Below are 23,700 nucleotides of genomic sequence, written 5' to 3'. Positions count from 1 at the left end.
TCAGGTTTCAAGTCAAGTGTATTATGTCATTTGTATTGGAACGAGGGAAAGGCCTGACGTGCCGAAGAAGGTCGACCACCGCGAGCGCCGGGAAGCGATCGCGCGCGCGTTGTGGCGAGTGGTGGCGCAGCAAGGCTGGGACCGGGCGACCATGCGCGAGGTCGCCCACGAGGCGGGAGCGTCTCTCGGTCAGGTGCAGCACTACTTTCCGACCCGGACCGCGATGCTCGCTTTCGCGATGGAGTTCGCCGCGGAGCAGACCTCGCACCGGGTCGCGGAGAGCCTCGCCGGCGCCACGCACCCTCGAGAGGTGCTGCGAGTGACGCTCACCGAGATGCTGCCGCTGCATCCCGACGCTCGCGCCACGAGCCGGATGAGCGCCGCGTACGTCCTCGAAGCACTGCACCATCCGGAGTTGCACACGAAGCTGCGTGACGACCTGCGCGAAAAGCGAGCGCTAGTCGAGCACCTGATCCGGCAAGCCATTGCCGACGGGCACATCGCCGTCGATCGCGACCCGGCCGTCGAGACGAACCTCGTCCTCGCGTTGACGGGTTTGACGCCGCTGCTTGAGCTGGACGTGATCGAACCCCGGGCCGCGCTGGTGGCTATCGACCAGTATCTCGACCGGCTTTTCGCTTAGCCGTCCTCGGTCAAGCAGCGCTGCACGAGCGGCCCGAACCAGGCGACCAGCTCGTCGACCGGCGCTGACGCGATCGGCTCGATCCGCACGACATACCTCGCCACGGTGAGCCCCAAGAGCTGGACGTTGACCATTCCGGCCCGGAACGCGGCGTCCGGGGTGTCGATCAGCTTCGCCAGCCGTCCGGTGATTTCGCGGTCGATGTACTCGCGAAGCAGGGCATCGGCTTGGTCGTCGGCGCGGGTGAGCATCGCGAGCGGGGTCCGGCCCGAGGCGTCCAGGTTCTCCACGAGCGTCCGGACGATGCGCTCCCCCAGGCCGTCGAGTCCGCCGGCGAAGACCGCCTCGATGGCGGGCGGGGCCTGGGCGGACATCTCGATCGCCGCGGCGAAGAGGCCCTGCTTGTTGCCGAAAAAGTAGAACACCATCCCCGGGTCGACGCCCGCCTCGCCCGCGACCGCGCGCACGGTGGTGCCGCCGTAGCCGTGCTGCCGGAACAGCGCGCGTGCCGCGTCCAGGATCCGCTGCTTGCTCTCCGCCCCGGTTCGCCAGCGTCCGGGGCGAGCGTTCTGTTCTGCCATGACGCCGGTGAGTCTAACCGAGCTTTCTTCATCGTTGGTGGAGTTTCCTGTCGACCCGCGCTAGCCTGAACTTCATCAGTGATGAAGAAACAGGGGGTTGCGATGAAAGTGATCGTGATCGGCGCAGGTCTGGGCGGGTTGACGCTCGCCCAGGGGCTGCGCCGGGCGGGGCTCGACGTCGCCGTGTACGAGCGAGACGGCACTCGGGGACGGGCGCAAGGCGTCAGCTTGCATATCGACGACCGAGGCAGCACGGCATTGCGAGGGTGCTTGCCTTCAGCGCACGCCGCGATGATCGACGCCACGATGGGCGGGCTGCGTGACCAGACCCTTTCAGTGTCCGAAGTGGACGGAGCGTTCGCGGTCGTTGATACCGAGCCGTCCGGCGCACGACCTGGACGGCAGGCACATCGTCCGTTGCTGCGGGCGGTATTGCTGACCGGCGTGGAAGACGTGGTTCGCTTCGATGCGGAGTTCACGCGGTTCGAGCGACAAGCCGACGGCACGGTCCGCGCGTGGTTTGCCGACGGCAGCACGGATACGGCTGACGTCCTGGTCGGCGCGGACGGGATCGGTTCCGCGGTCCGTCGGCAGTACCTGCCGCAGGCGCAGGTGGTCGATACCGGGCGACGCATGCTGATGGGCGCGACTGCCTTGTCCGCAGTGACTGGATTACCCGGCTTGATCGGCAACAATCCCGCTGTCGCCAGGATCCGCGACTCAACGATGGTGGTGAGCGCGCTGCGTTTCACCTCGCCGCCGACCGTGGCGCGGCAACGATTTCTGCCCGACCTGCGCGATGGTGCGGCCACCGGGATCGAGGACTACCTGATGTGGGCTTTGCCTGGCCCAGCCGAGAATCTTCCTCGCGCCTTTCAGCGGATCGTCGACGAGGCGTGGCCAGAAATGACGGCCACGCTGCGCATCGGGATAATCCCGCCGATCCCCGCCTGGCCCGCCAGCCCGGTGACCGTTCTCGGCGATGCCGTCCGTCTAGCCCCGGGTTTCGGCGGCAACCTCGCGATGCAGGACGCGCACCGTCTCTGCACGGCGTTGATCGAGGCGAACCGCGGGCAGTGCGAGCTGCTCGACGCGATCGGCTCGTACGAAGAGACAATGCGGAACTCCGTGCCGGTCAAGGCGAGCGCATGAGACTCGCGCTGCTGACCGAGAAGTCGTTGTCGTTGTTCGCCGCGATGGGCGGCTGGCGCACTGTCGCCGAAGGGGTCGCGTCGCGGGTGGTGTTCCTGGTCGCCTATCTGGTGACCGATCAGGTGTCGACCGCTTCGCTGATCGCGGTCGGCGGGGTGGCGGTGTTCGCCGGGATTCACGCGTTCACCGACCGAAAGTACTGGCAGGCGGCGATCGGGCTGGTGATCGTGGGGGCGTCTGCGTTGCTGGCCGGGAGCACCGGGCGAGCGGTCGACTTCTACCTGCCGGCGGTGCTCATGCAGGCGGCCGGAGGTGCGGTGTTCCTGCTGTCGATCCTGGTGCGGATGCCGGTGATCGGGGTGGTGCTGGGACGAGGCGAACGGCTTGGCTGGCGGCGGGATCCTCCGCGGCGACGGCGTTATCAGCTGTGCACCGGGATCTTCTTGGCGAAATACGTTCTTGCTACGGCGGTTTTGGTGCCGTTGTATCTTGCCGGACTGGTTACGGCGCTTGGGATTGCCGCGACATTGCTGGGCGGGGCGCCCGCGGTGGGCGTGTGCGCGTATCTGTGCTGGCGGTTTCTGCAGGACAAGGGTGCGTTGGTTCGTTGAGCTGATCGCCCGGCAGCGGCCTTCGCTACCGCCACCGGGCGGATCGCTCAGTTGAAGATCACGTCCGAGCAGGAGTAGAAGGCCTCGCCGGAGTCGGGCCAATGGCGTTGCCAGATCGAGTAGATCAGGTGCCTGCCGGTGCGGCCGCCGGGCAGGTTCGCCTGGAGCTGGTAGGCGTTGCCGGCGATCGGCGGGTTGTCCTGCTTGTAGAACGGGGTGTCTTCCAGATCGGACCACTTGAGCGGTTTCGTCGGGTCGTAGCCCGGTTTGGTGACGTACAGCTCGAAGGTGCCCTCGTGCGCGGCAGTCAGCTGATACTGGAAGGTGTACGGGCCGCTGCTGGGCATCGTGGTGGCCGGCCAGTCGTCGCGAGCGAGGTCGAGCCCCTTGTACTTGTCCCGGCCTGCGCTGCACAACTTGCCGTCCGGAATGATCTCACGGCTGCGGCCGCTGGCGTCGCCGATGTTGACCTCGTCCCAGTCGTAAAGCGGCCAGCTGTCCCCAACCGCGACGGCGGCCTTGCACGCCGCGGACTGCGGATTCTCCGGACCCTCCTGGAAACATTGCATGATCCGGCTGATCGGGTTGCCCATCGAGCCGTGCGCGAGCGCCGGGACGGCGGTGAACACCGAAACCGTCCCGAGCACGGCGGTCAGTATCCCGACTTTGACGGCGGAGCGGGAAAACTTCATCGCGGGTTTCCTCTCATGAGAGGTCTAGACCATGCTTACGGTAGGTGTTGTGGTGCATCGGGTTGTAGGCCCGAAAGTCGGGCGTGGGCGATTTCGCGCGTGCCCCGGGTTGCCCACGTGTGGTTCGGCGATGGTCCAAGTGAAGCCGCCAAGGCCGAGTTCGCCGAGCCGTCGGTTCGCCGTAGCCGATATGCGAGGGCTACTCCGATCGCCACATCCGCCAAGCCGAACTGGTCCAGTGACCGCGGCCAAAAGACGGCCTCGGCGAGCCCCGGAACTGGGGCGGGTTCCGAGCCCGATGCACTAGAACGACAAAGCCCACTGCGTGCCGGTGTCAGCGAGGCTGACGAACTGCTCGCCGCCCGCTGAAACTGTGATCGCGAAGTCTGCGGGTGACGGCTGGTCCAGGCGAGTCCACAGTTCGTGGGCGGTCTCCAGTTCGTCCCACAGTCGCCGGTCTCCGCCTTGTGTGACTTCGCGTTCGGTGCCGTCGGTGTCTGCGTCGACTCGCGCCCACGACTCGGTTTGCGGGTCCGTGAGGCAGTAGTACATCGGGCCGCCCTGGACTCTGACGCGTCCAGCTCGCGTTCCCGGCATCGACAGTTGTGCGAGGAAGGCAAAATCCCACGTGCGCAGTGCGGAGGGAGCGAGGCCGGTCTTCCGATGCGAGCCGGTAGCGCTGACGGCGCGAGACGCCAGTTCGGGCAACTCGCGAAGGTGTTCCTCTTTGCTGCGCAAGGGCATGAAGTTCACCCGCTTGGGCAGGAAGCGACCGTTCGCGGACCCGTCCTTGTTCACGGTGAGGCGCGCGAGGTTGCCGGCGAAGTCGCCGCGCAAGTCGGCCAGGATCGTGCCGCCTGGCCGTACTTGGGCCAGCCAGGCCGGCGGCACCTTACGCAGAGATGCCGTGGCGATGATCCGGTCGTACTCCGCACTCGCCGGGTAACCGAGATAGCCGTCCGCGACGGCGAGAGTCGGGTCCAGGCCGAGGCGGTCCAGACGTTCCCGCGCCTCGGCAACGCAACGCGGGTCGATGTCCACGGAGGTGACGGCATCCGGTCCGAGGCGGAGGGAAAGCAGGCCTGCCGTCCATCCCGTTCCGGTGCCGATCTCCAGCACGGAGTCCCCGTCGGCCGTCTGGCTAGACTCCAACATGATCGCTACCACCGACGGCGCGGAACACGAGGTCGTGACCATTTCGCGCTCGTCGAAAATCGTCAGGAGCGCTTCGTCCTGGTAGACCGCCTTGAGCCATTCCTCCCGACGACCGCTGTCCTCGACGCCCAGGACGAGACCGCCGAGGTTGTCCGGAAGGGTGAAGCGCGGCGCGAAAAGGTGGCGAGGAATGTCCTCGAACGCAGCTCTCCAGGCGCGGGTGGTCAGGTTTCCGGCGTCCTCCAAGCTCTTGACGAGGTCCTTGTTGAGGTCGACGGCCAACTGGCCGAGCCTGCTGTCCTGCTCGATCGCGTCGGTCACTGATCTTCTCCTGCGAGTAGGGCGGCAATCGCGTCCGCGATGGGCAGCGCTGTCGCGTCTTCTATCCAGCCCCATTGCCCGCTCGGGTTCAAGTCCACGAAGTAGTGGGTGTTGTCAGCGGTGACGACGAAATCGGCCGCGGCGAAGGCCAGGCCGAGGTGGTCGGTCATCTTGAGGAGCGCCAACTCGACGCTCTCCGGGAGGCTTACGGGCTCGTAGCGCAATGTCGTGTAGTCCGCGCGCCAGTCGAGCAGTTCTCCGGCGTCCTCGTCGGCTACGAGAATGTTCGCTGCGAACACGCGCTTGCCGACGACGGTTGCCCGCACGTCCCGAGTTTTCGGCATCCGCTCCTGAAACTGGTGGGCTGTAAGGGCAACCCGATCATCGGCCATGTCCGCCCCCGTGACCGGAGTCGTGTAGACGAGCGACACCCGCTGCCCGTCGGGGACCGAGGCACCCGAGAGCGTCTTGTAGACCACCGAGCCGCCCAGACGATCGCGGAGGCCGACGGCGTCGCCGGGGGCGTTGGTGATGGCGGTGCGCGGCACGCGCAGACCGCACGCCGCGGCGGTGGCGAGCTGGAGCGGCTTGTACTCCGCGTCCGCCGCCTTCGACGGGTCGTTCACCCACGAACACCCGGGCAAGCTCATGAGCAACCCGCCGAACGCTCGGCGAGCTTCGCGCGCGGCGAACCGTTGTTCGGCGTCGTTCATCCCCGGCGGGAACGTGAACGCGGTCGGCCGGCGGACATACACGCTGCGAATGTCGCGCAGGCCGACCGCTCCGTCCGGACTGCGGATCTCGCCGTCCCAAGAGCCATCGAACCAGGCACTCACACTCACTGAGAGCGGGAAGTCGCCGGTGTCCGCCCGAAACACTCGCGTGTTCCGGCGCTCCAGCTCGCGGACGACGAGATCGGCTGACTTATCGCTCGGCTCCGTCAACACCAGCACAGTGCTGGCGGCGAGGTCTGATTCGAGTTTCATGGCGTCAGCGAGTCCTTTGGTCGTCGGTGCCGTCAGATGTCGTTGGCGACGTCGAAGCGGGTGTCGCCCTCGTCCTGGCCGTCGGTGGACTGCTCGGTCACGCTTTCGGTCGCCATCGTGGCACCGGTTCCGGTGCGCAGGACGACGTTGCGAGGAGCGGGCGCGGTCCGCAGCGTCAGACCGAACGGAGTGTTTTCCGTGTCAGAGACCGGTTCAGACGTCGGAACGAACCCCCGGCGGAGACCGAGCCCGAAACGTTCCTCCGCGTCGGTGAGTGACATCCGGGTCGTCATGATCTTCTCCTTTTCCCTATCACCACACCGTTTTCGGCATGGGGTCTTGGACGAGACCGGTCGGTCGGATCGTGACCGGCCGGCCGAGTTCGAGGGGGACCTGCGCGTACGGCGCTGGAACGAGAACCTGGAGCGGCGCGTCCGCTCGGCCGGGTGCACCGATGGTGAGGACGGCGCGCAGCGTCCAGAGGGCATCCGCTCCGTACTGCCAGGAGACCACTGCGGGCCGGAAGGGGTCGGCGTTGGGGAACCGCGGTGTCCGGTACGCGGTCGCGCGTTCCTCGCTGCGGATGATCAGCGTCCGTGCAGGTGTTCCACTGCAATGTCGCGGCGTACAGTTTCGGCGCGTCCCGCTGGCCGAACAGCCACAGCGTCCACTTGTCGTAGCGCAGTTCGCGGAAAAGATCATCGAGCATTAGCCCGGTCACCGGTGCCGAGCCTTCTCCACCAATCGGAAGGCAACGCGTTCCCGTCGGCGTTGTTTCCGCTGCTGCCGCGCGCGCTTCCACTTCGACACCCATTGGATAGACACTCCGATCACGACCGCGGCAACGACGATGGCGGCGACCTCCGCGGCCAGCGCCACGCCGAGCATCCCGAAGTCCACGTTTGTCACCTTCTCCCCAGTTCAGCGGTGCCGTGGCTTGCCCGAACACCTCGGATGACCTTGCGACGCACTCGACAGCTTGACCAGGAAGCGCGCACCGGCAGAGACCGGCAATGACCGGAAGTTGCTACGCTCGACCAGCGGTTTTGTTGCGAGCGGTTGTGAGCGGATATCGCACGATTGGACTACGCATGACGGTGGGGCGGCCGGGGCTGCGGCGGGCTCGCGAGGCGAAAGGCATCACCCAAGAGCAGCTAGCGGAGCGCGTAAGGGTCTCCGAGCGGACCGTGCGCTACTGGGAAAGCGGGCAGTCGGCTCCGACGGCATACATGCGGCCGCGGCTCGCGCGGGAGCTGGAGATTTCCCGTGCCGAGCTTGAGTCGCACATCAACGGCGACAGCGAACCCTTTTCGCATGAGCTGTTGCCGAGCGCTTCCGGCCTGCGGCCGGTGGGCAGTTCCGCCGAGGACGACGAAGCGGCGGCGCTTGAGCTATCGCGGCGGGTGGCGGCGAGCGATGTCGGCCACGCGACGCTGTGCCAACTGGAGGCCATCGTCGACGACTTGGCGATCGCCTACACGACTACGTCGCCGTCGACGCTCGCGCCCCGGATCCGTGGCTACATCGACTACGTGACCCGGTTGATGGACGCCCGGATGACGCTGTCCGAACACCGGCGGTTGCTCGTCGTCGGCGGTTGGTTCTCGCTGCTTTCCGCAACGGTGCACATCGACCTCGACAACACCTCGGCGGCGCAGGCGAGGCTCCGCAATGCGCACAATTTCGCCAACGATGCGACCCACGACGAGATTCACGCGTGGGGATACGAAACGGAGGCGTGGCAACTCCTCACGAACAAGGACTACGTCGGCGCACTTGACCTGTCGCGCCGGGCGCAGGCTTTCGCGCCCCGAGGTAGCTCGATCGAGATTCAAGCGTCGGCGCAGGAAGGCCGCGCGCTGGCCCGGCTCGGCGACCGGCGCGAGATGTACACCGTGCTGAGCCGGGTCGCCGCCCTCGTGTCCCCACTGAAAGTGCCGCACCGTCCGGAGCACCACTACCGATACGACCCGAACAAATCCGTCGCCTACATGGCCACGACGCTGGCGTGGGCTGGCGACCCGGCCGCCGAGACCTTCGCCCGGGAGATCATCAGACGGCTTGAGCGCCAGGCCCCCGACGGGAAGTGGCCGCGGCGCGTTGCCTCGGCGAACCTCGACCTGGCGCTGGCGCTCATCGCGACGGACCGGCTAGACGAAGCGGTCAGCGCAACGCATTCCGCGCTGGCGTCGGGGCGCGTGGTCCCCTCGAACTACTGGCGGGCTGCCGAGGTGGTGGAGTCTGTCGAGGCCCGGAAGATGCGCGAAGCGCGCGACCTGCGCGACGCGTACGAGGAGATGCAGCGCTCCGGAACGTCGCGCTGAGCTAGCGCGAACGTCCGAACCGTCACGCGGTGAATTCTGACAGTTTTCTGACTCTCGGGCCTTCGACGTTTGAACCTTGTTGGTTGAAAAGGGCCCTGACCAGTGAAGATGTGCCCCCGGCAGGATTCGAACCTGCGACACCGGCTTTAGGAGAGCCGTGCTCTATCCCCTGAGCTACGAGGGCATTCGCGTACTGCTGCCTACATCCTAGCGGGGCCCGAGTGCGGCGCTGCGGCTGGTGAAGACAGGTACGCCAGTGCCATTTCCGCTACCTCCTCCGCCCACGTCGCCCAAGACCGGTCGTCCGGCCAGAATCTGCAGGTCGCGGCGCGGTGGATGCACGCACCGATGATCGTCCGGGCTGCCATTTCCACGCCGTCGGTCTCCGCCAGGAAGGGTGCCAGAGCTTCCAGCAGGGCGTCTTGGATCGCGGACAGGGCGGCGAGGCCGCGGTCTCGGCCGTCGGAGCGTTGGGCGTCCAGGAGTTCGGGGAAGATTCGGTCGTGTTCCTGGAACGTCTTCGCCAGGGCGGCCACGAAGGCGTCGAAGATCGGACGGAGGCCGGGGGCGGCTGTCTGGAGGGCGTCTCGGACGGTGGTTTCCAGCTCGGTCAGCAGCTGGTCCTTGACGGCGTACAGCAGCTGTTCCTTGCCCTCGAAGCGGCGGTAGATCGCGCCCACCGACATCCCGGCCTGCGCGGCGACCTCGGCGACAGTGAACGACTCCAAGCCCTGCTCGGCCAGCACGTGTTCGGCTGCGGCCAGGACTTTCTGCAGCGAAGCCCAGCTGCGCGCTTGTTGCGGCGGGCGGAAGCCCTCGCTGGTCTGACTCACCCGAGGAACCTTACCTGGCGGCGGACCAAATGCGAATGGTAGTTTCCATTCGCATCCGGGGAGGGATCTTGGTCAGCATCGAGATACGCAACGCCTACGTCGATTTCCCGATCTTCGACGCCAAGACGCGGTCGCTGAAGAAGCGCGTGCTCGGGAAGGTCGGCGGGAAGATCGGCACCGAGGCGAAGGTGCCGGTGATCGAGGCGTTGCGGGACGTGTCGTTCCGGCTCGGCGAGGGCGACCGGGTCGGGTTGGTAGGGCATAACGGGGCCGGGAAGTCCACGTTGTTGCGGCTGCTGTCCGGGATTTACGAGCCGACGCGCGGCGTCCGGAGGGTCGCGGGGCGGGTCGCGCCGGTGTTCGATCTCGGGGTCGGGCTGGATCCGGGCGAGTCCGGGCGGGAGAACATCCTGGTCCAGGGGCTGTTTCTGGGCATGAGCCGCAGGCAGATGCTGAAGCGGGTCGAGGACATCGCGGAGTTCACCGAACTTGGCGACTATCTCGAGTTGCCGTTACGCACCTACTCGGCCGGCATGCGGGTGCGGCTCGCGCTCGGGGTCGTGACCACGATCGACCCGGAGATCCTCCTGCTCGACGAGGGACTTGGCGCGGTCGACGCGGCGTTTCTCGGCAAGGCGCGCGATCGGCTCCGGGATCTGGTGAAACGATCCGGGATTCTGGTGTTCGCGAATCACTCCGAGGAAACGCTCAAGGAGTTTTGCGACACCGCGTTGTGGATGGACGAGGGGCAGGTGCGACAGCAGGGTTCGTTGTCCGAGATTCTCAATGCTTACAGCGGGAAGCCTGCTGCCTAGAGCGGGAACATATCGTCCACAATAGACGGATCAGGCTGGCTCGAAACACCGCCGATGCGCCGTCACGAACTCGCGGAAACTCCGCGGCCGCTGGCCGGTGACGTCCTCGACCGTGGACGTCACGGTTTCCGCGCCGCCGTCCAGGTACGTGTTGCACACTTCGACCAGCGCTTTGGCGTGGAACGACGACATTCCCGCTTCCGCCAACGCCGAAAACGCTTGCTCGTTCGACATTCCGCGGTACGCGATCGGACGGCCCAGCACGTCGGACAGCACCGCCGCGGCCTCGTTGTACATCAGTGCCTCAGGGCCGCTGAGTGCGTACGCCTTGCCTGCGTGGCCGTCCTCGGTCAGGGCGCGAAACGCGACGCGGGCAATGTCTTCGGCGTCCACGAATGCGATCGGGCCGCGGATCAGCGGGCTGGCGAAGAAATTTCCGGACCGGATGGTTCCGGACCAGTTTCCCGAAAACGCTTGCAGGTAGAAGTTCGCGCGGAGGAAGGTCCAGGACAGCGGCGACGTTTCCAGCATCCGTTCGACCGGGCGGTGCAGCCGGGCGATCGGCGTGAGTTCCTCGTCTGCTCGCCACAGCGATTGCTTGACCACGTGCGTGACCCCGGCGGACACCGCGGCTTCGACCACATTGGACTCGTTGCCGGTCTGTCCGGGGCTCATCGCGCCGAGCAGAAACACCTTCGACACTCCGGCCAGCGCCGGTTGCACGGTGGCCGGATCGGACATTTCGACGGTGACTGCGTCAATTCCGTCGGCGGCGGCTTTCCTTGCCTTCTCCGGGGAATGATAGGCGGCGCGGAACGGCACCCCGGCCGCGCGCAGGTGCGCGACCAGCGCTGATCCCACATTGCCGCTCGCACCTGTCACCAGGATCATGCGCTCCGCCTTCGCGCGTGGAGGGAATCACGTTCGCGTGTAGGCGATTCAGTGTAGTGGATCAGCCGGTGACGGCGGGGTTCTCCGAGCCGGCAGCCCGGCGCTGCACCAGTTCCTCGACCGCGGACGGCAGCGTGGTTTCGAAGTCGATGAGCTTCGCCCAGGTCGGGGTGACGACGATGCGGACCATGCCCTCCGCGTAGAGGGAACGGATTTCCGCCTCCCATTCGACGCGCTGCTCGGGCGTGATCTCGTAGGAACCGTTCATTTCCAGGAACTCGTCCGGGATCCCGTCGGTGTAGTCCAGTTCGGCACGGCCCCGCAGCAGCAGGATCTTCGGCGGGTGCACCTCGGTGTCGACGGTCAGCGCGACCATCGGGTTCTCCTTCAGCGCGTGCAGTTTCGGGGAGTTCTTGGTGGTGCACATGACGACCTCGGTGCCGTTCCAGCTGAACGAGATCGGGATGCTGCGCGGCGTGCCGTCCTTCGCGACGTACGCCAGCCGGGTCAGGTCGCGGGCGAGCAGTTCACGGCTGAGCGGGCGGTTCAGGACCTCGGCGACTTCCTGCGGTTCCATGTCGGTCTCCTCAACGTCGTACGGTCAGGTGCTGCGGGGACGGAGCCGCGGCGGAGTTCTCGACATTACCTCGACAGTGACCTGAGTCACACTGATGACTACAACACTTGTACAACTGCTTGACAGTTATCCGGCGGATGGCGTTGAGTGGTTCCCGGGCGGGGTTTCCCTGCCCGGAAACCGGAAGCCGGAAACGAGCCGCGGGGAGGTGAGGGCGATGAGCGGTACGAGCCCGGGGCGAAGTACGCCCCCGGACCCCGGATTGTCCCCACCTTCCGGCATCCTCGGCTGATCCCGGTTTCCCCCGCCCGTCCGGCCGGGTCGCCACATGTGCGCGGAAACCGGCGGTCGCGGGTGCCCTGATCGGCCTGAAAGAGGGCCGAAGGGAGTGCTCGCCGTGACCACCGACTCCACCATCCGCATCGACCGGCGCACCACCGCCGTCCTCGACGAGCAGCACGTCGGCGACATCCGCGGCGCGCTCGGCACCATCAAAGCGGGCGACTGCGCGCCCCGGACCGGCCTGTCCGCCAAGCTCAAAACCCTGCTCGCGATCGTCGGGCCGGGGTTGATCGTGCTGGTCGGCGACAACGACGCCGGCGCGTTCGCGACCTACGGCCAAGCCGGGCAGAACTACGGCCCGAAGCTGCTGTGGACCCTCCTGCTGCTCGTCCCGGCGCTGTACGTGAACCAGGAAATGGTGCTGCGCCTCGGCGCGGTCACCGGCGTCGGACACGCACGGCTGATCCTCGAACGCTTCGGCAAGTTCTGGGGCGCGTTCTCGGTGATCGACCTGTTCCTGCTCAACGCGCTGACGCTGGTCACCGAGTTCATCGGCATCACGATGGCGACGCGCTACCTCGGCCTGCCGACGGTTCCGTCCGTGGTGCTGGCCGCGGCCGTCATCATCGGAGCCGCGTTCACCGGCAGTTTCCGGCGGTTCGAGCGGATCGCGATTTTCTTCTGCCTCGGTTCGCTGACGCTGATCCCGGTGTACGTGGTCGCGCATCCGGCACCGGCGGAAATGCTCGGCGGGCTGGTGCCCACGATGCCCGCCGGACCTGGCGGGATGGCTGAGCTGATGTTGCTGATCATCGCGATCGTCGGCACCACGGTCGCGCCGTGGCAGCTGTTCTTCCAGCAGTCCTACGTGATCGACAAGCGCATCACGCCGCGGTTCATGCGGTACGAGAAGGCGGATCTGTGGATCGGCCTGGTCGTGGTGATGGTCGGCGCGGCCGCGATCATGGGCATCGCGTCGGCGGCCTTCGCCGGTGGCAGCACGCCCTTCACGGACACAACTGGCGTTACGGACGGCATCGAGGCTTACGCGGGACGTACGGCGGGCGCGTTGTTCGCCGTCGCGCTGCTGGACGCTTCGATCGTCGGGGCATTCGCTGTGTCGCTCTCGAGCGCGTACGCGATCGGTGACGTCTTCGGGATGAAGCACTCGCTGCATCGCGGGGCGCGACACGCAAAGGGCTTCTACGCGGTGTACGCCGGTCTCGTCGCGCTGTCGGCCACCATCGTGCTCATTCCAGGCTCGCCGCTCGGCCTGCTCACCACCGGGGTGCAGACGCTCGCCGGAGTGCTGCTGCCGTCCGCGACGGTGTTCCTGTTGCTGCTGTGCAACGACAAGGCGGTGCTCGGTCCGTGGGTCAACGGACGGCTCACCAACCTGTTCACCTCCGTGGTGGTCGGGGTGCTGGTGGTGCTGTCGGTGATCCTCACCGCGGCGGTGCTGTTCCCGGACATCAACGCGGACCAGATCTTCCTGATCATGTCGGTCAGCGGCGGGATCGGCCTGCTGACGGCCGGGTACGCGCTGCTTCGCCGCCGCCGGAACGCCGCACCGATCGATCGCACCGGACGCGCGGAGTGGCGGATGCCGCCGCTGCAGTACTTGCCGCCGCCGGAGATGTCGACCGGACGCAAGATCGGGCTGACCGCGCTGCGCACGTATCTGCTCCTGGCGATGGCGCTCGTCATCGTGAAGCTCGTCCAACTGGATCTGGGTTAACTCTGCGTGAGACTACTTCTCAGCGTGTACACAGCGAGTGTGCACAACAGTGGGTAACCGTGACGCCCCGGCACCGGAAGGCCTGATGACCGACCCCAACGACAGACGCGCCGCCGCATCCCGCAGTGCGGCGGCGCGCGGTGTCGCCGCCCGTGCCGCGGCCCGGCGACGGCGGATCACCGGCCGGGTCGCGCTGGCCCTCGCGGCCGCGCTGACGCTTTCGCTGACCGGGTACGGCTGGGCGGCCTACAACGGCATCGTGTCGGGGCTGCAGGTTTCCGACGTGCTCGACGGGCAGTCGACCTCCAGCGGCGGCGACACCAACATCCTCATCATGGGCCTCGACTCCCGGCTCGACGAGAACGGCAACCCGCTGCCGAAGGACATCTACAACTCGCTGCACGCCGGGGATCAGCAGGACGGCGGCTACAACGCCAATGTGCTGATGCTGCTGCACGTCCCCGGCAACGGCGGCAAGGCGACGTCGATCTCGATTCCGCGCGACGATTACGTCCCGCTGGCGGGCTGTCCGGACAACGTGTGCAAGGGCAAGATCAAACAGGCTTACGGGCTGGCGTTCGACGAAAAAGCCAAGCAACTCGTCCAGCAGAACGTCACCGACAAATCCCAGCGCGAGCAGCAGGCGCGGGACGCGGGCCGCCGCGCGGAAATCGACACCGTCAAGAAATTCCTCGGCGACGTCCCGATCGACCATTTCGTCGAGGTCACCCTGGTGGCGTTCTTCGAGATCGCCCAGGTCGTCCAGCCGATCACGGTGTGCCTCAACGAAGACACCCAGGACAGCTACTCGGGCGCGAACTTCCACGCCGGCCAGCAGGAGATCAGCGCGGAGCAGGCCGTCGAGTTCGTCCGGCAGCGCCGCGACTACGTGCATCCGTCGCTCCATTTCACCGACCTCGACCGCGAACGCAGGCAGCAGGCGTTCATCTCCTCGCTCGCGTATCAGCTCAAACAGGGCGGGACCTTCACGAATCCGGCGAAACTCCAGGGAATTCTGGATGTCGCGAAGCAGAACACCGCGGTCGACAGTTCGCTGGACCTGCTCGCGCTCGCGAAACAAGCGTCCAGCCTGACCGGCGGGAATGTCAGTTTCGTGACCCTTCCGGTCGACCATTTCGGCAAGAGCCCGTCCGGGGAAGACGTCAACTTCGTCAATACCGCGCAAATCCAGTCACTGGTCGCGCAACTGCTGAGCGGCGCACCGGTGCCGAGCCCGGCCGCGTACGTGACCCCGCTGGCGCACGGAAACACCACCCCCGCTCCCCCGCCGGCGTTGAGCGGAGGCGGAATCCCTTGCGTGAAATAGCTCGTGAAATAGCTTCAGCACCGCGAATGAGACCGCGGACACTCCGCGCGCCTCAATGTCCTTTCAGGACAGAGCAGGCATAATCGGTCCGGCGCGTTCTTTCCCGCGCCGAAAAATCGGCGGACGGCGGTGCTCGGGTGGCTACGACACGGAACAGACGAAGCCGGGTTCCGGTCGCGATCGTCGGCTGGCTGTCTCGGCCGCTGGCGTCGTTCCACCTCGTGCTCGCGCTGTGCGGCCTGCTCACGCTGCTCGGCGTCATCATGGTGCTGTCGGCGTCGTCCGCGCAGCCGGGCGGGGTGTACAGCACCTTCCAGAAGCACGTCATTTTCGTCCTCATCGGCCTGGTCGCGCTGTGGGCCGGGCTGCGGATTCCGTTGCGGCGGATCAGGTCCCTCTCGCCGATGCTGATGCTCGTCACGCTGGCGATGCTCGCGCTGGTGCTCACCCCGCTCGGCGCGAAGGTGAACGGCGCGCAGCGGTGGTTCACGCTCGGTCCGCTGACGCTGCAACCGGTCGAACTGGCGAAGGTCGCGTTGACCTTGTGGGGCGCGCACATTCTCGTGGTGAAGGCCCGGCTGCTGCATCACTGGCGGCATTTGCTGGTGCCGTTGGTTCCGGTCGCGCTGCTGATGTTCGCCCTGGTGATGGCGCAGCCGAACCTCAGCGGAACGATCTCGCTCGGCATCGTGCTGCTGTCGCTGCTGTGGTTCTCCGGCGCGCCGGGACGGTTGTTCGCCGCCCTGCTGGCCGGCGGCGTCGGCGGGTTCGTGGTGCTCGCGCTGGTCGCGGACTACCGGCTCGCGCGCGTGCTGTCGTTCCTCTCCCCTGACGCGGACACCTCCGGCGCCGGATACCAGGCGGTGCAGGCGCAGTACGCGCTCGCCGAGGGCGGGCTGTTCGGCGTCGGGCTCGGACAGGGCGCGTCGAAGTGGAAGTACCTGCCGAACGTGCAGAACGACTTCATTTTCGCGCTGATCGGCGAAGAACTCGGGTTCCTCGGCTGCGCGGTGGTGCTGCTGCTGTTCGGCGGGCTCGCGCTGGTCGGCCTGCGGATCGCGACGCGCAACCTCGACCCGTGGATCCGCATCGTCGCCGCGACGATCACCGTGCTGCTGGTGGCGCAGGCGGCGGTCAACATCGGGTACGTCGTGAACGCGCTGCCGGTGACCGGGGTGACGCTGCCGCTGGTGTCGTACGGCGGGACGTCGCTGATCGTGACGATGTTCCTGTTCGGCGTGCTCGCCAGCTGCGCGCGGCACGAGCCCGCCGCGGTGGCCGACCTGAACCACCTGGGGCCGGGCAAGATCGGCCGGATCCTGCGGCTGCCGGTGCCGGAGCCGTATCGGCCGGTCCGGGCTTCGGCGAAGACGACTCGCGCGCGACGACCCGTGCGGCCTCGCTGACTCTTACACTGCGGTAGTGGAGAGCGGCGTCTGGAAGGTCGCGCGGCCCGGTCGCGCGGGTCCGTTCTCCCTGGGCGGATTCCGCCACCGGGCCGGCGGGTCGGTCGATCTTCGAGTGGTGCCGCATCCGGCGATCACGGTGGTGCTGGAGTTCGGCGACGGCAAACTCCTCGTGGACGACGGCGCGCAGCACGGGCGACGGTGTGGGCGATCGAACGCAACCTCGCGGAGATCGACGTGGCACCGTTCGGGTTGCGGCTGACGGCATTGCTCGGCGGGATTGCACCGGGGTTGGCGGCGGCCGTGCAACGCCGTCTTGGCGCGGAGGCGATCACCGAGCAGTTGGCGGAAGGGCAGCGGGCGAAACGTTAGAGCAGCGCCCGAAGGTGCGCGACGTCCGGCGAGGGAATCGACCGGGCCAGGTATAGCTCGTCAAGCGGCCGGACCCGCGCGTACAACTCGCGGGAGGCCTTGCGCGGCAACCGCTTCAATGCCCAGCCCAACCGGATCCGCGCCACTTCCGGATCGTCCGACGGACCGTAATCGTCGCCGTGCTCCGTGTGCCGGTCCAGCTGCCGGTAGGGAGCATGGACGAAGCGGCTCCATGCGGCGAGCGCTTCGGCGATCCCGCCGGGATAGAGATCGACGCGTTCGTAATGCGCGATTGCTCGCAGTGCCGACGCGGAAACCCGCGGAACTTGCGCGTGGGGCGGGGCGGGCTGGACGTATTCCGGCTCGCGGACACGCAGCCGTGCCGGGGGCCTACGCGGCATGACCCTTTCTGATCTTCATACCGGCTATCCTGCCAGGTTTCACCGTTTCGGCCAATGCCAAGCCGGTTGGTCGAGCCGCCCCTGCCCGGCCACCACCGTCGCGCCGAATTCCTTCTCCAGTTCCAGTACCGAAGCATCCTCCAGAAACCGCACCAGCAGCTGAGAATGCGACACCACCAGCAGCTGCGTCTTCTTCGCCGCGGCGGTGATCAACGCGGCCAACGCGGGCAACAAGTCCGTATGCAGGCTGGTCTCCGGCTCGTTCAGCACCAGCAGCTCCGGCGGGCGCGGGCTCAGCAAAGCCGCGGCCCACAGCAGGTAACGCAGGGTTCCGTCGGAGAGTTCGGCGGCGCTCAGCGGACGGAGCAGGCCGTGTTGGTGGAAGCGGAGGTCGAATCTGCCGTCGGTCGCGACTACTTCGACGGACGAGCCGGGGAAGGCGTCGTCGATCGCGGTGGCCAGGGCGTCGGCGTCTAGGGATTCTTGGATGGTGCGCAAGGCCGCAGCCAGGTCGCCGCCGTCGTGGTCCAGGGCCCAGGTGCGGGTGCCGATGCGGCTTTGCCTGGCGGGTGCGTCGGTGTCGGTGCGGAAGTGGTCGTAGAAGCGCCACGCGCGGACTCGGTCGCGCACTATCAGGAGTTCCGGGCACAGGCGCGGGTCGGCGAATTCGCTCAGCATGCTGTCGGTCAGGGCGATCGAGTGGCCGCTTTCGGCCCACTTACCGGCCTCGTCTCGGATGCGGACTCTCGTGCCGGAGCGGTCGGCCAGCAACGCCGACGGGCGCAGGACTGGGCCGTGCCAGACGCATTCGCGTTTGTACTCCGGGTCCAGGTTGAAGGCTGTCTCGGCAGGCACGGGGAGGCCGAAGTCCAGGGCGTAGCCGAATTCGTCGCCGGAGTAGCCCAGGCGCAGGCCGATCGGTTTGGTGCGCTGCAACGGTTGTATCGACGTCCGGCCTTCGCGCACGGATCGGCTGATCGTCTCCGGACCGGCCCACAGCGTCGACGGCAGGCCGCCTTCACCGGCGAGGGCGGCGACTGCGCCGTTGCGGCCGGCGTCGGCGAGCAGCCGCAGCGCGCGGTACAGGCTGGATTTTCCGGTGCCGTTCGCGCCGACGATCACGGTGAGCTGCGACAACGGCAGCACCAGGTCGCGCAGCGAGCGGTAATTCTGGATCGCGAGGGTGGTCAGCACGCCGACACCTCATCGGGCAGGCCGAAGCGGGCGAACAACTCGGGTTCGAGGAACCAGGTGACGGTGCGGATTCGGTCGCCCCACGGTGCCAGGACGAGGATTCCGGCGGGACGTCCGACCGTTCCACCGGGTTCCGTGAGGTAGCAGGCGAAGGCTGGATGGGTGTTGGCGCGCGTCGGAAGCAAACAGAACTCTCGGGTACCGCGCCATTCGCCGAACCTGGTGAGGAACGCGGCGACGGCTTCCCGGCCGACGTACTCGTGCGGTGCGGGCGGCATGGCGAGCCAGCCGTCGTCGGTCAGGAGCGCGACTACGCCTTCGACGTCACCCTCGCTGAAGGCGTCCGCGAAGCGTTGCGCGATCTCCCTTTCCCGTGGTGCCGGTGGGGCGGGTTCGACGGATTGGCGCAGCTGGGCCCGCGCGCGTTGCAGCGCGCCTTTGACCGCGTTCGGGCTGGTGTCCAGCAGCTCCGCGACCTCGGCGGTCGAGTAGTCGAGTACGTCCCGGAGCACGAGGACGGCGGCCTGGCGCGGCGGGAGTTTCTGCAGGGCCGCGACGAACGCCAGCTCGAAGGTTTCCTTGGCGCTGTAGTGCGCGGCGGGGTCTGGTGCGGGCTGCAGCCACGTCACCTCGGTGCGGCGGGTGGGTTCGGTAGGGGTGAACGGCGGCGACGGTTCGGCTGGGACGCGGCGGCCGGCGTCGCGGAGGGCGTTGAGGCAGCGGTTGGTGGCGATGCGGTACAGCCAGGCGCGCATCGAGGCTCGGCCGGCATACCCGTCCAGGCCGCGCCAGGCGGCGAGGAGCGTCTCTTGCAGCAGGTCTTCGGCGTCGGTGAGCGAGCCGAGGAGGCGGTAACAGTGCACCTGCAGCTCGTGCCGATAGGGCTCGATCAGCTCGCGGAAGGCGTACGCGTCTCCGGCGCGTGCGCGATCGAGAATGTCCTGACCCACCCTTCGCATCCTGCCACCGTTCCGTTTCCGGGGCGGGCGGTGTCTCTACTGGCGACCCCTGCGAAAGGCGAAACGATGAACCCTGTCGACGATCTGGCCGCCGTCCTCGATTCCGCCAGCGAACTGGTCGCTGGCGTGTCTCGCTGGGACGCGCCGACGCCGTGCCCGGAATGGACAGTCCGCGAACTGGTGAACCACCTGGTCCTCGGGCACCGGCTGTTCACGGCCGTGCTGCGCGGCGAGGCGGGCGGCTCGCTGGACCCGCGCACTTCCGACGCGCTCGGCGACGATCCGGTGGCGGCCTACCGGGACGCGGTGGCCGGTCTGCTCGCGGCGTTCCGGCAGCCCAGGGTGCTGGAGCAGGTTTTCGAGGTCCCAGCCGGGACGGTTCCGGGGATCGCCGCGGTGCATCTGCGGATCGTGGAGGAACTCGTGCACGGCTGGGACCTCGCTCGCGCCACCGGACAGCAGCCGAAGTTCGAGGACGCCTTGGTGGAGCGGGAAATCGCGTTCAGCGCGGCTCGGCTCGCCGACCTCCCGGCGGATCGGAGCCCGTTCGCGCCGCCGGTGCCGGTCGCGGAGGAAGCGCCGCCGTTGGATCGCCTGGTCGGGCTGCTTGGCCGGTCGCCGAATTAAGCGACGCGGAATGTCAGCAAGCCTCGTTGATCGGTCAACGGGGCCGCTGATTCCAGCACTAAGCCAGCGGAATCGGCGAGGGTGCGGAATTCTTCCACGCGCCGTTCGCGACCGCCGAAATGAACCAGCATGACCAGGTCCATTTCGGTGCGCGCGTGAATTCCGCTGACCGCTTCGATGGCCAGAATCCGACCGGACGGGCCCGCCGCTTCCGCGCACCGCTTCAGGACGAGGCGGGCGTTGTCGTCGTCCCAGTTGTGCAGGATGTCCACCAGCACATAGACATCTGCTCCAGCCGGGAGCGGGTCGAAGAAGCTGCCGCCCAGGACCTCGACGCGGTTGGCGAAGCCGCGTGCGGCGAAGGCGGCGCGGGTCTCGCTCGCGGTGGGTTCGAGGTCGATCAGCTGGGCGCGCAGTTTCGGATGGGCTTCGAGAATCGCGGCGAGCAAATCTCCTCGACCGCCGCCGACGTCGACTACCGTGTCGAATGCGGACCAGTCGATTCCGGCGACTACTTGCGGGATCTCGGTGCGGAATCGGTTGGTCATCTGCCGGTCGAAGGATTGCCGCAGGTGCGGTTGTTCGGAGAGATCGGTCCAGAAATCCTTGCCGTACCGGCGGGAGTAAGCGGCCTCGCCGGTACGGACGCTGTGTGCCAGTTCGACGAAAGCGAGTTCGGCGCGACCGGCGGCGCGGTCGAGGTGCAGGAGGTTGGCGACGCCGTTTTCCTTGTCAGCACATAAATTCTCGCCATAAGAGGTGGTCAGGTAGCCATCGTCGGTGCGTTCGACAACCCCGAGCGTGACCAGGTGGCCGAGCAGGACGTCGAGCGCGATCGGCGACAAGTCCAACTCGGCGGCGACGTCGTCGACAGTGCCGGGGGCGCGCAGCCGATCGGGCAGGCCCAGCGTTACCGCGACGCGCAATGCCATCGGGGTGGCCAGGCTGGCGGCACGGAGGAGGTGGTTCGCGTCATCACTCACGTGACTCCACTTTGCCAGCCGGGTCAACCGGATTTTCCCTGCGAGGCAATGGAATCTAACCCTGCGGAAATCCGGAACATTCCGTCCGCTTCCCGGCATTGGCCTAAACTGGCGAGCAGTGTCCAGGCCCCGCAAGGAGACCCGATGTCCCGCCCGCGCAAGGTTCGCAAGGACGCCGAGGCCAACCGCGAACGGCTGCTTGTCTCGGCTGCCGCAGCGGTGCTCCGCGAAGGCCGGCACGTTCCGCTGGCCACCATCGCCGCCGAGGCCGGTCTCGGGATCGGCACGCTCTACCGCAGCTACCCTGACCGCGACGCGTTGCTGCAAGCGCTCGAGCACCGCGCGTACGGCCTGCTCAACAGCCTGCTCGACCAGATCGAAAACGACGACAGCACCGGCCTCGACGCGGTCGCCCGCTATCTCGAAGGCACCGTGGACCTCGCCGACCAGCTCGTGCTCCCGCTGCACGGCGGGCCGCCGCTCGGCACGCCGGAGGCCGTAGCGGCGCGAAAGTCGATTTACCGACGGCTCGGTTTCTTCCTCGCGACCGGCCGCGAAGACGGCAGCATCCGCGGCCAGGTCAACGCCACCGACCTGATCGCGTTCAGCACCCTGCTCACCCAGCCGAAAGCCTCTGTCCTCGACTGGACCCACCTGGCGAGACGGCAGATCGCGCACTTCCTCAACGGCATCGCGACCGAAGGGCCGAGGGAAGTGCCTGGTCCCGCCGTCGAACGCGAGGACGTCGAGCGAGCCTTCGCGGCCAGGACCGACAGTTAGAAGGTCTTCCGAACGATCGGCCATGTTACCGTCGGGCGTCGTCAAGGAGGTGGGGATGCCCGCAGCAGGCACCCGCAAGCCGATGCGCGAACGGTTCCGCGAGCAGGTGCGCGAGGAGGTCAAGGTCGTCGCGCTCGACCAGCTCGCGGCCGGGGGCGCGCAGGCGATCTCCATCAACGCCATCGCCAAGCAGCTGGGCGTCTCCGGGCCGGCGCTGTACCGCTACTTCTCCAGCCGCGACGAGCTGCTGACCGTCCTGGTCATCGACGCGTACCACGATCTCCGCGAGGCGATGGCGAAAGCCCTCGACACCGACGCACTCGACGCGGAAGCGCAGGTCCGGCTGCTGGCCGCCGCATACCGGGCCTGGGCGCGGGAAGAACCGCACCGGTACGAACTGCTCTTCAAGGCACCGTTCCCCGGATACGACGCGCACGCCAAGCCGCTCGCCGAAGCGGCCCGGTCGCTGATGGGCGTGCTGCTCGGGGTGTTGCACCACCTCGATTCCGCCACCGCGGAAAAGCCGACCGCGTACGAGAACGAGGAAGTGCTCGACGAGCGGCGCGCCAACAGCGAGAACCACCAACTGGCCGTCGCGTTGTGGTCGCGGCTGCACGGCTTCGTCAGCCTGGAAATCGGCGGCGGCTTCACCGCGATGGGCCTCGACGCCGACGCGTTGTTCGAGACCGAAGTACGAGTGCTGACCGACCGGGTCCGCCGCGCCTCCTGATCACCGGCGAGACGCGCGCGGCTTCGCCCCCAACGCCACCGCCAGCACGGCCCCGGCCACCATGCACGCGCCGACGACCCACAAACCGGTCCGCTGCGTGCCGGTCAGGTCGCGCAGCCAGCCCGTCACGTACGGCGCGACGAACCCGCTCAGGTTGCCCAGCGCGTTGATCAACGCGATCCCGCCTGCCGCCGCCGCGCCGGACAGGAAGTTCGACGGCAGGGCCCAGAACGTCGGCAGCGCCGCACACACGCCCATCGCGCAGATGGTCACCGCAGTCATTGTGGCGTAAGGGTTTCCGAGATACAGCGCGACCGGGATCGCCGCGCCGCCGACGAGCATCGGCAGCGCGACGTGCCATGTCCGTTCCCCGGTGCGGTCGCCGTGGCGCGCCCACGGGACCATCACCAGCGCACCTGCGACATACGGGATCGCGTTCACCAAACCCGCCTGCAGCACGGTCAGTTTCGTGCCGAACTCCTCGCCGAACCCGGCGATGATCGTCGGCAGGAAGAAGCCCAGCGCGTACAGGCCGTAGACGACCGCGAAATACACGAACGCCAGCCCGAGGATCCGCGGGTGGGTGAGCGCTTTCCGCAGCGGCCAGTGGTGTTCGGCTTCGGTGGCGCGGCGTTCGCCGTCGAGTTCATTGGTGAGCCAGTCGCGTTCCTCCGCCGACAGCCACTTCGCGGTTTCCGGCCGGTCGCTCAGGCAGAACCACGTGACGACCGCGAGCAGGATCGCCGGAACGCCCTCGACCAGGAACATGAACCGCCAGCCGGAAAGGCCGAAGATGCCGTGGCCGCCGCTGATCAACAGGCTGGAGACGGTCGAGCCGATCGCGCTCGACACCGGCACCGCGCACATGAACAGCGCGACCGCCTTCGCCCGCTGCGCCGCCGGGAACCAGTACGTCAGATACAAAATGATGCCGGGAAAGAACCCCGCTTCGGCGACACCGAGCACGAACCGCAGCACCACCAGCGTCGTGGTGTTCGGCACGAACGCCATCGCGACGGCCACCGCGCCCCAGGTGATCATGATCCGCGCGATCCATCGGCGCGCGCCGAACCGGTGCAGCGCGAGATTGCTCGGCACCTCGAGGATGAGGTAGCCGATGAAGAAGATCCCCGACGCGAGCCCGAAGGCGGTCGCGGTGAGGCCGAGTTCTTTGTTCATCCCGTTCGGACCGGCGAACCCGATGTTGACCCGGTCCAGGTAGTTGACGAAGTACAGCAGCATCAGCAGCGGCATGATCCGCACCGCCGCCTTGGCCATGACCCGGTTGCCCAGTGCGCTCGTCTTCGTCGACATGTCCGG

Annotated in this window: 26 protein-coding genes and 1 tRNA gene; 12 read left to right on the top strand and 15 right to left on the bottom strand. The window is 67.3% G+C overall.

The genetic code is table 11. The features are described from left to right. Positions 1 to 58 precede the first annotated feature (58 nt). Complete coding sequence (locus tag AB5I40_RS32030; RefSeq protein WP_370933948.1) at positions 59 to 643, top strand: TetR/AcrR family transcriptional regulator; 585 nt, start codon at positions 59 to 61, stop codon at positions 641 to 643. Here the strand turns inward: AB5I40_RS32030 and AB5I40_RS32025 are convergent. Beyond that, entirely contained in the window at positions 640 to 1,224 is a 585-nt protein-coding gene (locus AB5I40_RS32025) for a TetR family transcriptional regulator (RefSeq protein ID WP_370933947.1), read from the bottom strand. The genes AB5I40_RS32030 and AB5I40_RS32025 overlap by 4 nt on opposite strands. 102 nt (positions 1,225 to 1,326) lie before the next feature. On the opposite strand from AB5I40_RS32025, the gene AB5I40_RS32020 reads away from it, so the two are divergent. Further along, entirely contained in the window at positions 1,327 to 2,376 is a 1,050-nt protein-coding gene (locus AB5I40_RS32020) for an FAD-dependent oxidoreductase (protein WP_370933946.1), read from the top strand. Next, positions 2,373 to 2,987 carry a DUF3159 domain-containing protein gene (locus AB5I40_RS32015; RefSeq protein WP_370933945.1) on the top strand — a complete coding sequence of 205 codons (615 nt, stop codon included), beginning with the start codon at positions 2,373 to 2,375 and terminating at the stop codon, positions 2,985 to 2,987. Before AB5I40_RS32020 ends, AB5I40_RS32015 begins: the two co-directional genes overlap by 4 nt. A 47-nt stretch (positions 2,988 to 3,034) precedes the next feature. Here AB5I40_RS32015 and AB5I40_RS32010 read toward each other — a convergent pair whose 3' ends face one another. From AB5I40_RS32010 to AB5I40_RS31990, 5 genes are all read right to left on the bottom strand, one after another. Further along, entirely contained in the window at positions 3,035 to 3,679 is a 645-nt protein-coding gene (locus tag AB5I40_RS32010; RefSeq protein WP_370933944.1) for a lytic polysaccharide monooxygenase, read from the bottom strand. Positions 3,680 to 3,982: 303 nt separating this feature from the next. After that, a complete protein-coding gene (locus AB5I40_RS32005) occupies positions 3,983 to 5,155 on the bottom strand; it encodes a methyltransferase domain-containing protein (protein WP_370933943.1) in 1,173 nt (390 codons plus the stop codon). Next, a complete protein-coding gene (gene tgmB / locus AB5I40_RS32000) occupies positions 5,152 to 6,141 on the bottom strand; it encodes an ATP-grasp ribosomal peptide maturase (RefSeq protein ID WP_370933942.1) in 990 nt (329 codons plus the stop codon). Before tgmB ends, AB5I40_RS32005 begins: the two co-directional genes overlap by 4 nt. A 32-nt stretch (positions 6,142 to 6,173) precedes the next feature. Next, positions 6,174 to 6,434: a hypothetical protein gene (locus tag AB5I40_RS31995; RefSeq protein WP_370933941.1), complete on the bottom strand. Its 261-nt coding sequence runs from the start codon at positions 6,432 to 6,434 to the stop codon at positions 6,174 to 6,176. 424 nt (positions 6,435 to 6,858) lie between these two features. Further along, complete coding sequence (locus AB5I40_RS31990) at positions 6,859 to 7,041, bottom strand: hypothetical protein (RefSeq protein ID WP_370933940.1); 183 nt, start codon at positions 7,039 to 7,041, stop codon at positions 6,859 to 6,861. A gap of 191 nt (positions 7,042 to 7,232) precedes the next feature. On the opposite strand from AB5I40_RS31990, the gene AB5I40_RS31985 reads away from it, so the two are divergent. Beyond that, the gene (locus AB5I40_RS31985; protein ID WP_370933939.1) at positions 7,233 to 8,465 is read left to right on the top strand and encodes a helix-turn-helix domain-containing protein; all 1,233 of its coding nucleotides are present in this window, start codon (positions 7,233 to 7,235) and stop codon (positions 8,463 to 8,465) included. A gap of 111 nt (positions 8,466 to 8,576) precedes the next feature. Here AB5I40_RS31985 and AB5I40_RS31980 read toward each other — a convergent pair. Beyond that, positions 8,577 to 8,649 (bottom strand) — tRNA-Arg (locus tag AB5I40_RS31980). Between the two features lie 16 nt (positions 8,650 to 8,665). Further along, a complete protein-coding gene (locus tag AB5I40_RS31975) occupies positions 8,666 to 9,298 on the bottom strand; it encodes a TetR/AcrR family transcriptional regulator (RefSeq protein WP_370933938.1) in 633 nt (210 codons plus the stop codon). Between the two features lie 68 nt (positions 9,299 to 9,366). Here AB5I40_RS31975 and AB5I40_RS31970 point away from each other — a divergent pair, with 68 nt between their 5' ends. Then, positions 9,367 to 10,113, top strand: a complete 747-nt coding sequence (locus AB5I40_RS31970) for an ABC transporter ATP-binding protein (protein ID WP_370933937.1) — start codon at positions 9,367 to 9,369, stop codon at positions 10,111 to 10,113. A gap of 30 nt (positions 10,114 to 10,143) precedes the next feature. On the opposite strand, the gene AB5I40_RS31965 is transcribed toward AB5I40_RS31970, so the two are convergent. Then, the gene (locus tag AB5I40_RS31965) at positions 10,144 to 11,004 is read right to left on the bottom strand and encodes an SDR family oxidoreductase (protein WP_370933936.1); all 861 of its coding nucleotides are present in this window, start codon (positions 11,002 to 11,004) and stop codon (positions 10,144 to 10,146) included. Positions 11,005 to 11,065: 61 nt separating this feature from the next. Further along, entirely contained in the window at positions 11,066 to 11,581 is a 516-nt protein-coding gene (locus AB5I40_RS31960) for a pyridoxamine 5'-phosphate oxidase family protein (RefSeq protein WP_370933935.1), read from the bottom strand. 397 nt (positions 11,582 to 11,978) lie between these two features. On the opposite strand from AB5I40_RS31960, the gene AB5I40_RS31955 reads away from it, so the two are divergent. From AB5I40_RS31955 to AB5I40_RS31940, 4 genes are all read left to right on the top strand, one after another. Beyond that, positions 11,979 to 13,601, top strand: coding sequence for an NRAMP family divalent metal transporter (locus AB5I40_RS31955; RefSeq protein WP_370933934.1), 1,623 nt, complete (start codon positions 11,979 to 11,981; stop codon positions 13,599 to 13,601). Positions 13,602 to 13,686: 85 nt separating this feature from the next. Then, on the top strand, positions 13,687 to 14,928 hold the full coding sequence (locus AB5I40_RS31950) for an LCP family protein (protein ID WP_370933933.1): 1,242 nt from the start codon (positions 13,687 to 13,689) through the stop codon (positions 14,926 to 14,928). Between the two features lie 137 nt (positions 14,929 to 15,065). Beyond that, positions 15,066 to 16,334 (top strand): putative lipid II flippase FtsW, encoded by a 1,269-nt coding sequence (gene ftsW / locus AB5I40_RS31945; RefSeq protein ID WP_370933932.1) that lies wholly within the window; start codon positions 15,066 to 15,068, stop codon positions 16,332 to 16,334. Positions 16,335 to 16,535: 201 nt separating this feature from the next. Next, entirely contained in the window at positions 16,536 to 16,706 is a 171-nt protein-coding gene (locus tag AB5I40_RS31940) for a hypothetical protein (protein ID WP_370933931.1), read from the top strand. Here the strand turns inward: AB5I40_RS31940 and AB5I40_RS31935 are convergent. From AB5I40_RS31935 to AB5I40_RS31925, 3 genes are read right to left on the bottom strand one after another with little or no spacing between them, the layout of a single operon-like run. Then, the gene (locus tag AB5I40_RS31935) at positions 16,703 to 17,107 is read right to left on the bottom strand and encodes a hypothetical protein (RefSeq protein WP_370933930.1); all 405 of its coding nucleotides are present in this window, start codon (positions 17,105 to 17,107) and stop codon (positions 16,703 to 16,705) included. The genes AB5I40_RS31940 and AB5I40_RS31935 overlap by 4 nt on opposite strands. Before the next feature lie 39 nt (positions 17,108 to 17,146). Continuing rightward, a complete protein-coding gene (locus AB5I40_RS31930) occupies positions 17,147 to 18,301 on the bottom strand; it encodes an AAA family ATPase (RefSeq protein WP_370933929.1) in 1,155 nt (384 codons plus the stop codon). Continuing rightward, positions 18,295 to 19,260: an RNA polymerase subunit sigma-70 gene (locus AB5I40_RS31925; RefSeq protein WP_370933928.1), complete on the bottom strand. Its 966-nt coding sequence runs from the start codon at positions 19,258 to 19,260 to the stop codon at positions 18,295 to 18,297. Before AB5I40_RS31925 ends, AB5I40_RS31930 begins: the two co-directional genes overlap by 7 nt. Before the next feature lie 66 nt (positions 19,261 to 19,326). On the opposite strand from AB5I40_RS31925, the gene AB5I40_RS31920 reads away from it, so the two are divergent. Beyond that, positions 19,327 to 19,887, top strand: coding sequence for a TIGR03086 family metal-binding protein (locus AB5I40_RS31920; protein ID WP_370933927.1), 561 nt, complete (start codon positions 19,327 to 19,329; stop codon positions 19,885 to 19,887). On the opposite strand, the gene AB5I40_RS31915 is transcribed toward AB5I40_RS31920, so the two are convergent. Beyond that, complete coding sequence (locus tag AB5I40_RS31915; RefSeq protein WP_370933926.1) at positions 19,884 to 20,870, bottom strand: methyltransferase; 987 nt, start codon at positions 20,868 to 20,870, stop codon at positions 19,884 to 19,886. The genes AB5I40_RS31920 and AB5I40_RS31915 overlap by 4 nt on opposite strands. 144 nt (positions 20,871 to 21,014) lie before the next feature. Here AB5I40_RS31915 and AB5I40_RS31910 point away from each other — a divergent pair, with 144 nt between their 5' ends. Both AB5I40_RS31910 and AB5I40_RS31905 read left to right on the top strand, forming a co-directional pair. Beyond that, on the top strand, positions 21,015 to 21,650 hold the full coding sequence (locus AB5I40_RS31910; protein ID WP_370933925.1) for a TetR/AcrR family transcriptional regulator: 636 nt from the start codon (positions 21,015 to 21,017) through the stop codon (positions 21,648 to 21,650). A 55-nt stretch (positions 21,651 to 21,705) separates the two neighbouring features. After that, complete coding sequence (locus AB5I40_RS31905) at positions 21,706 to 22,380, top strand: TetR/AcrR family transcriptional regulator (protein ID WP_370933924.1); 675 nt, start codon at positions 21,706 to 21,708, stop codon at positions 22,378 to 22,380. Here AB5I40_RS31905 and AB5I40_RS31900 read toward each other — a convergent pair whose 3' ends face one another. Beyond that, positions 22,381 to 23,694, bottom strand: a complete 1,314-nt coding sequence (locus AB5I40_RS31900; protein ID WP_370933923.1) for an MFS transporter — start codon at positions 23,692 to 23,694, stop codon at positions 22,381 to 22,383. Between the last annotated feature and the right edge of the window lie 6 nt (positions 23,695 to 23,700).

Origin of the sequence: Amycolatopsis sp. cg13, from assembly GCF_041346965.1 — a bacterium.
GTDB lineage: Bacteria > Actinomycetota > Actinomycetes > Mycobacteriales > Pseudonocardiaceae > Amycolatopsis.
Note: the sequence above shows the minus strand (reverse complement) of the source record. Positions and strands in the feature narration are given on the sequence as shown.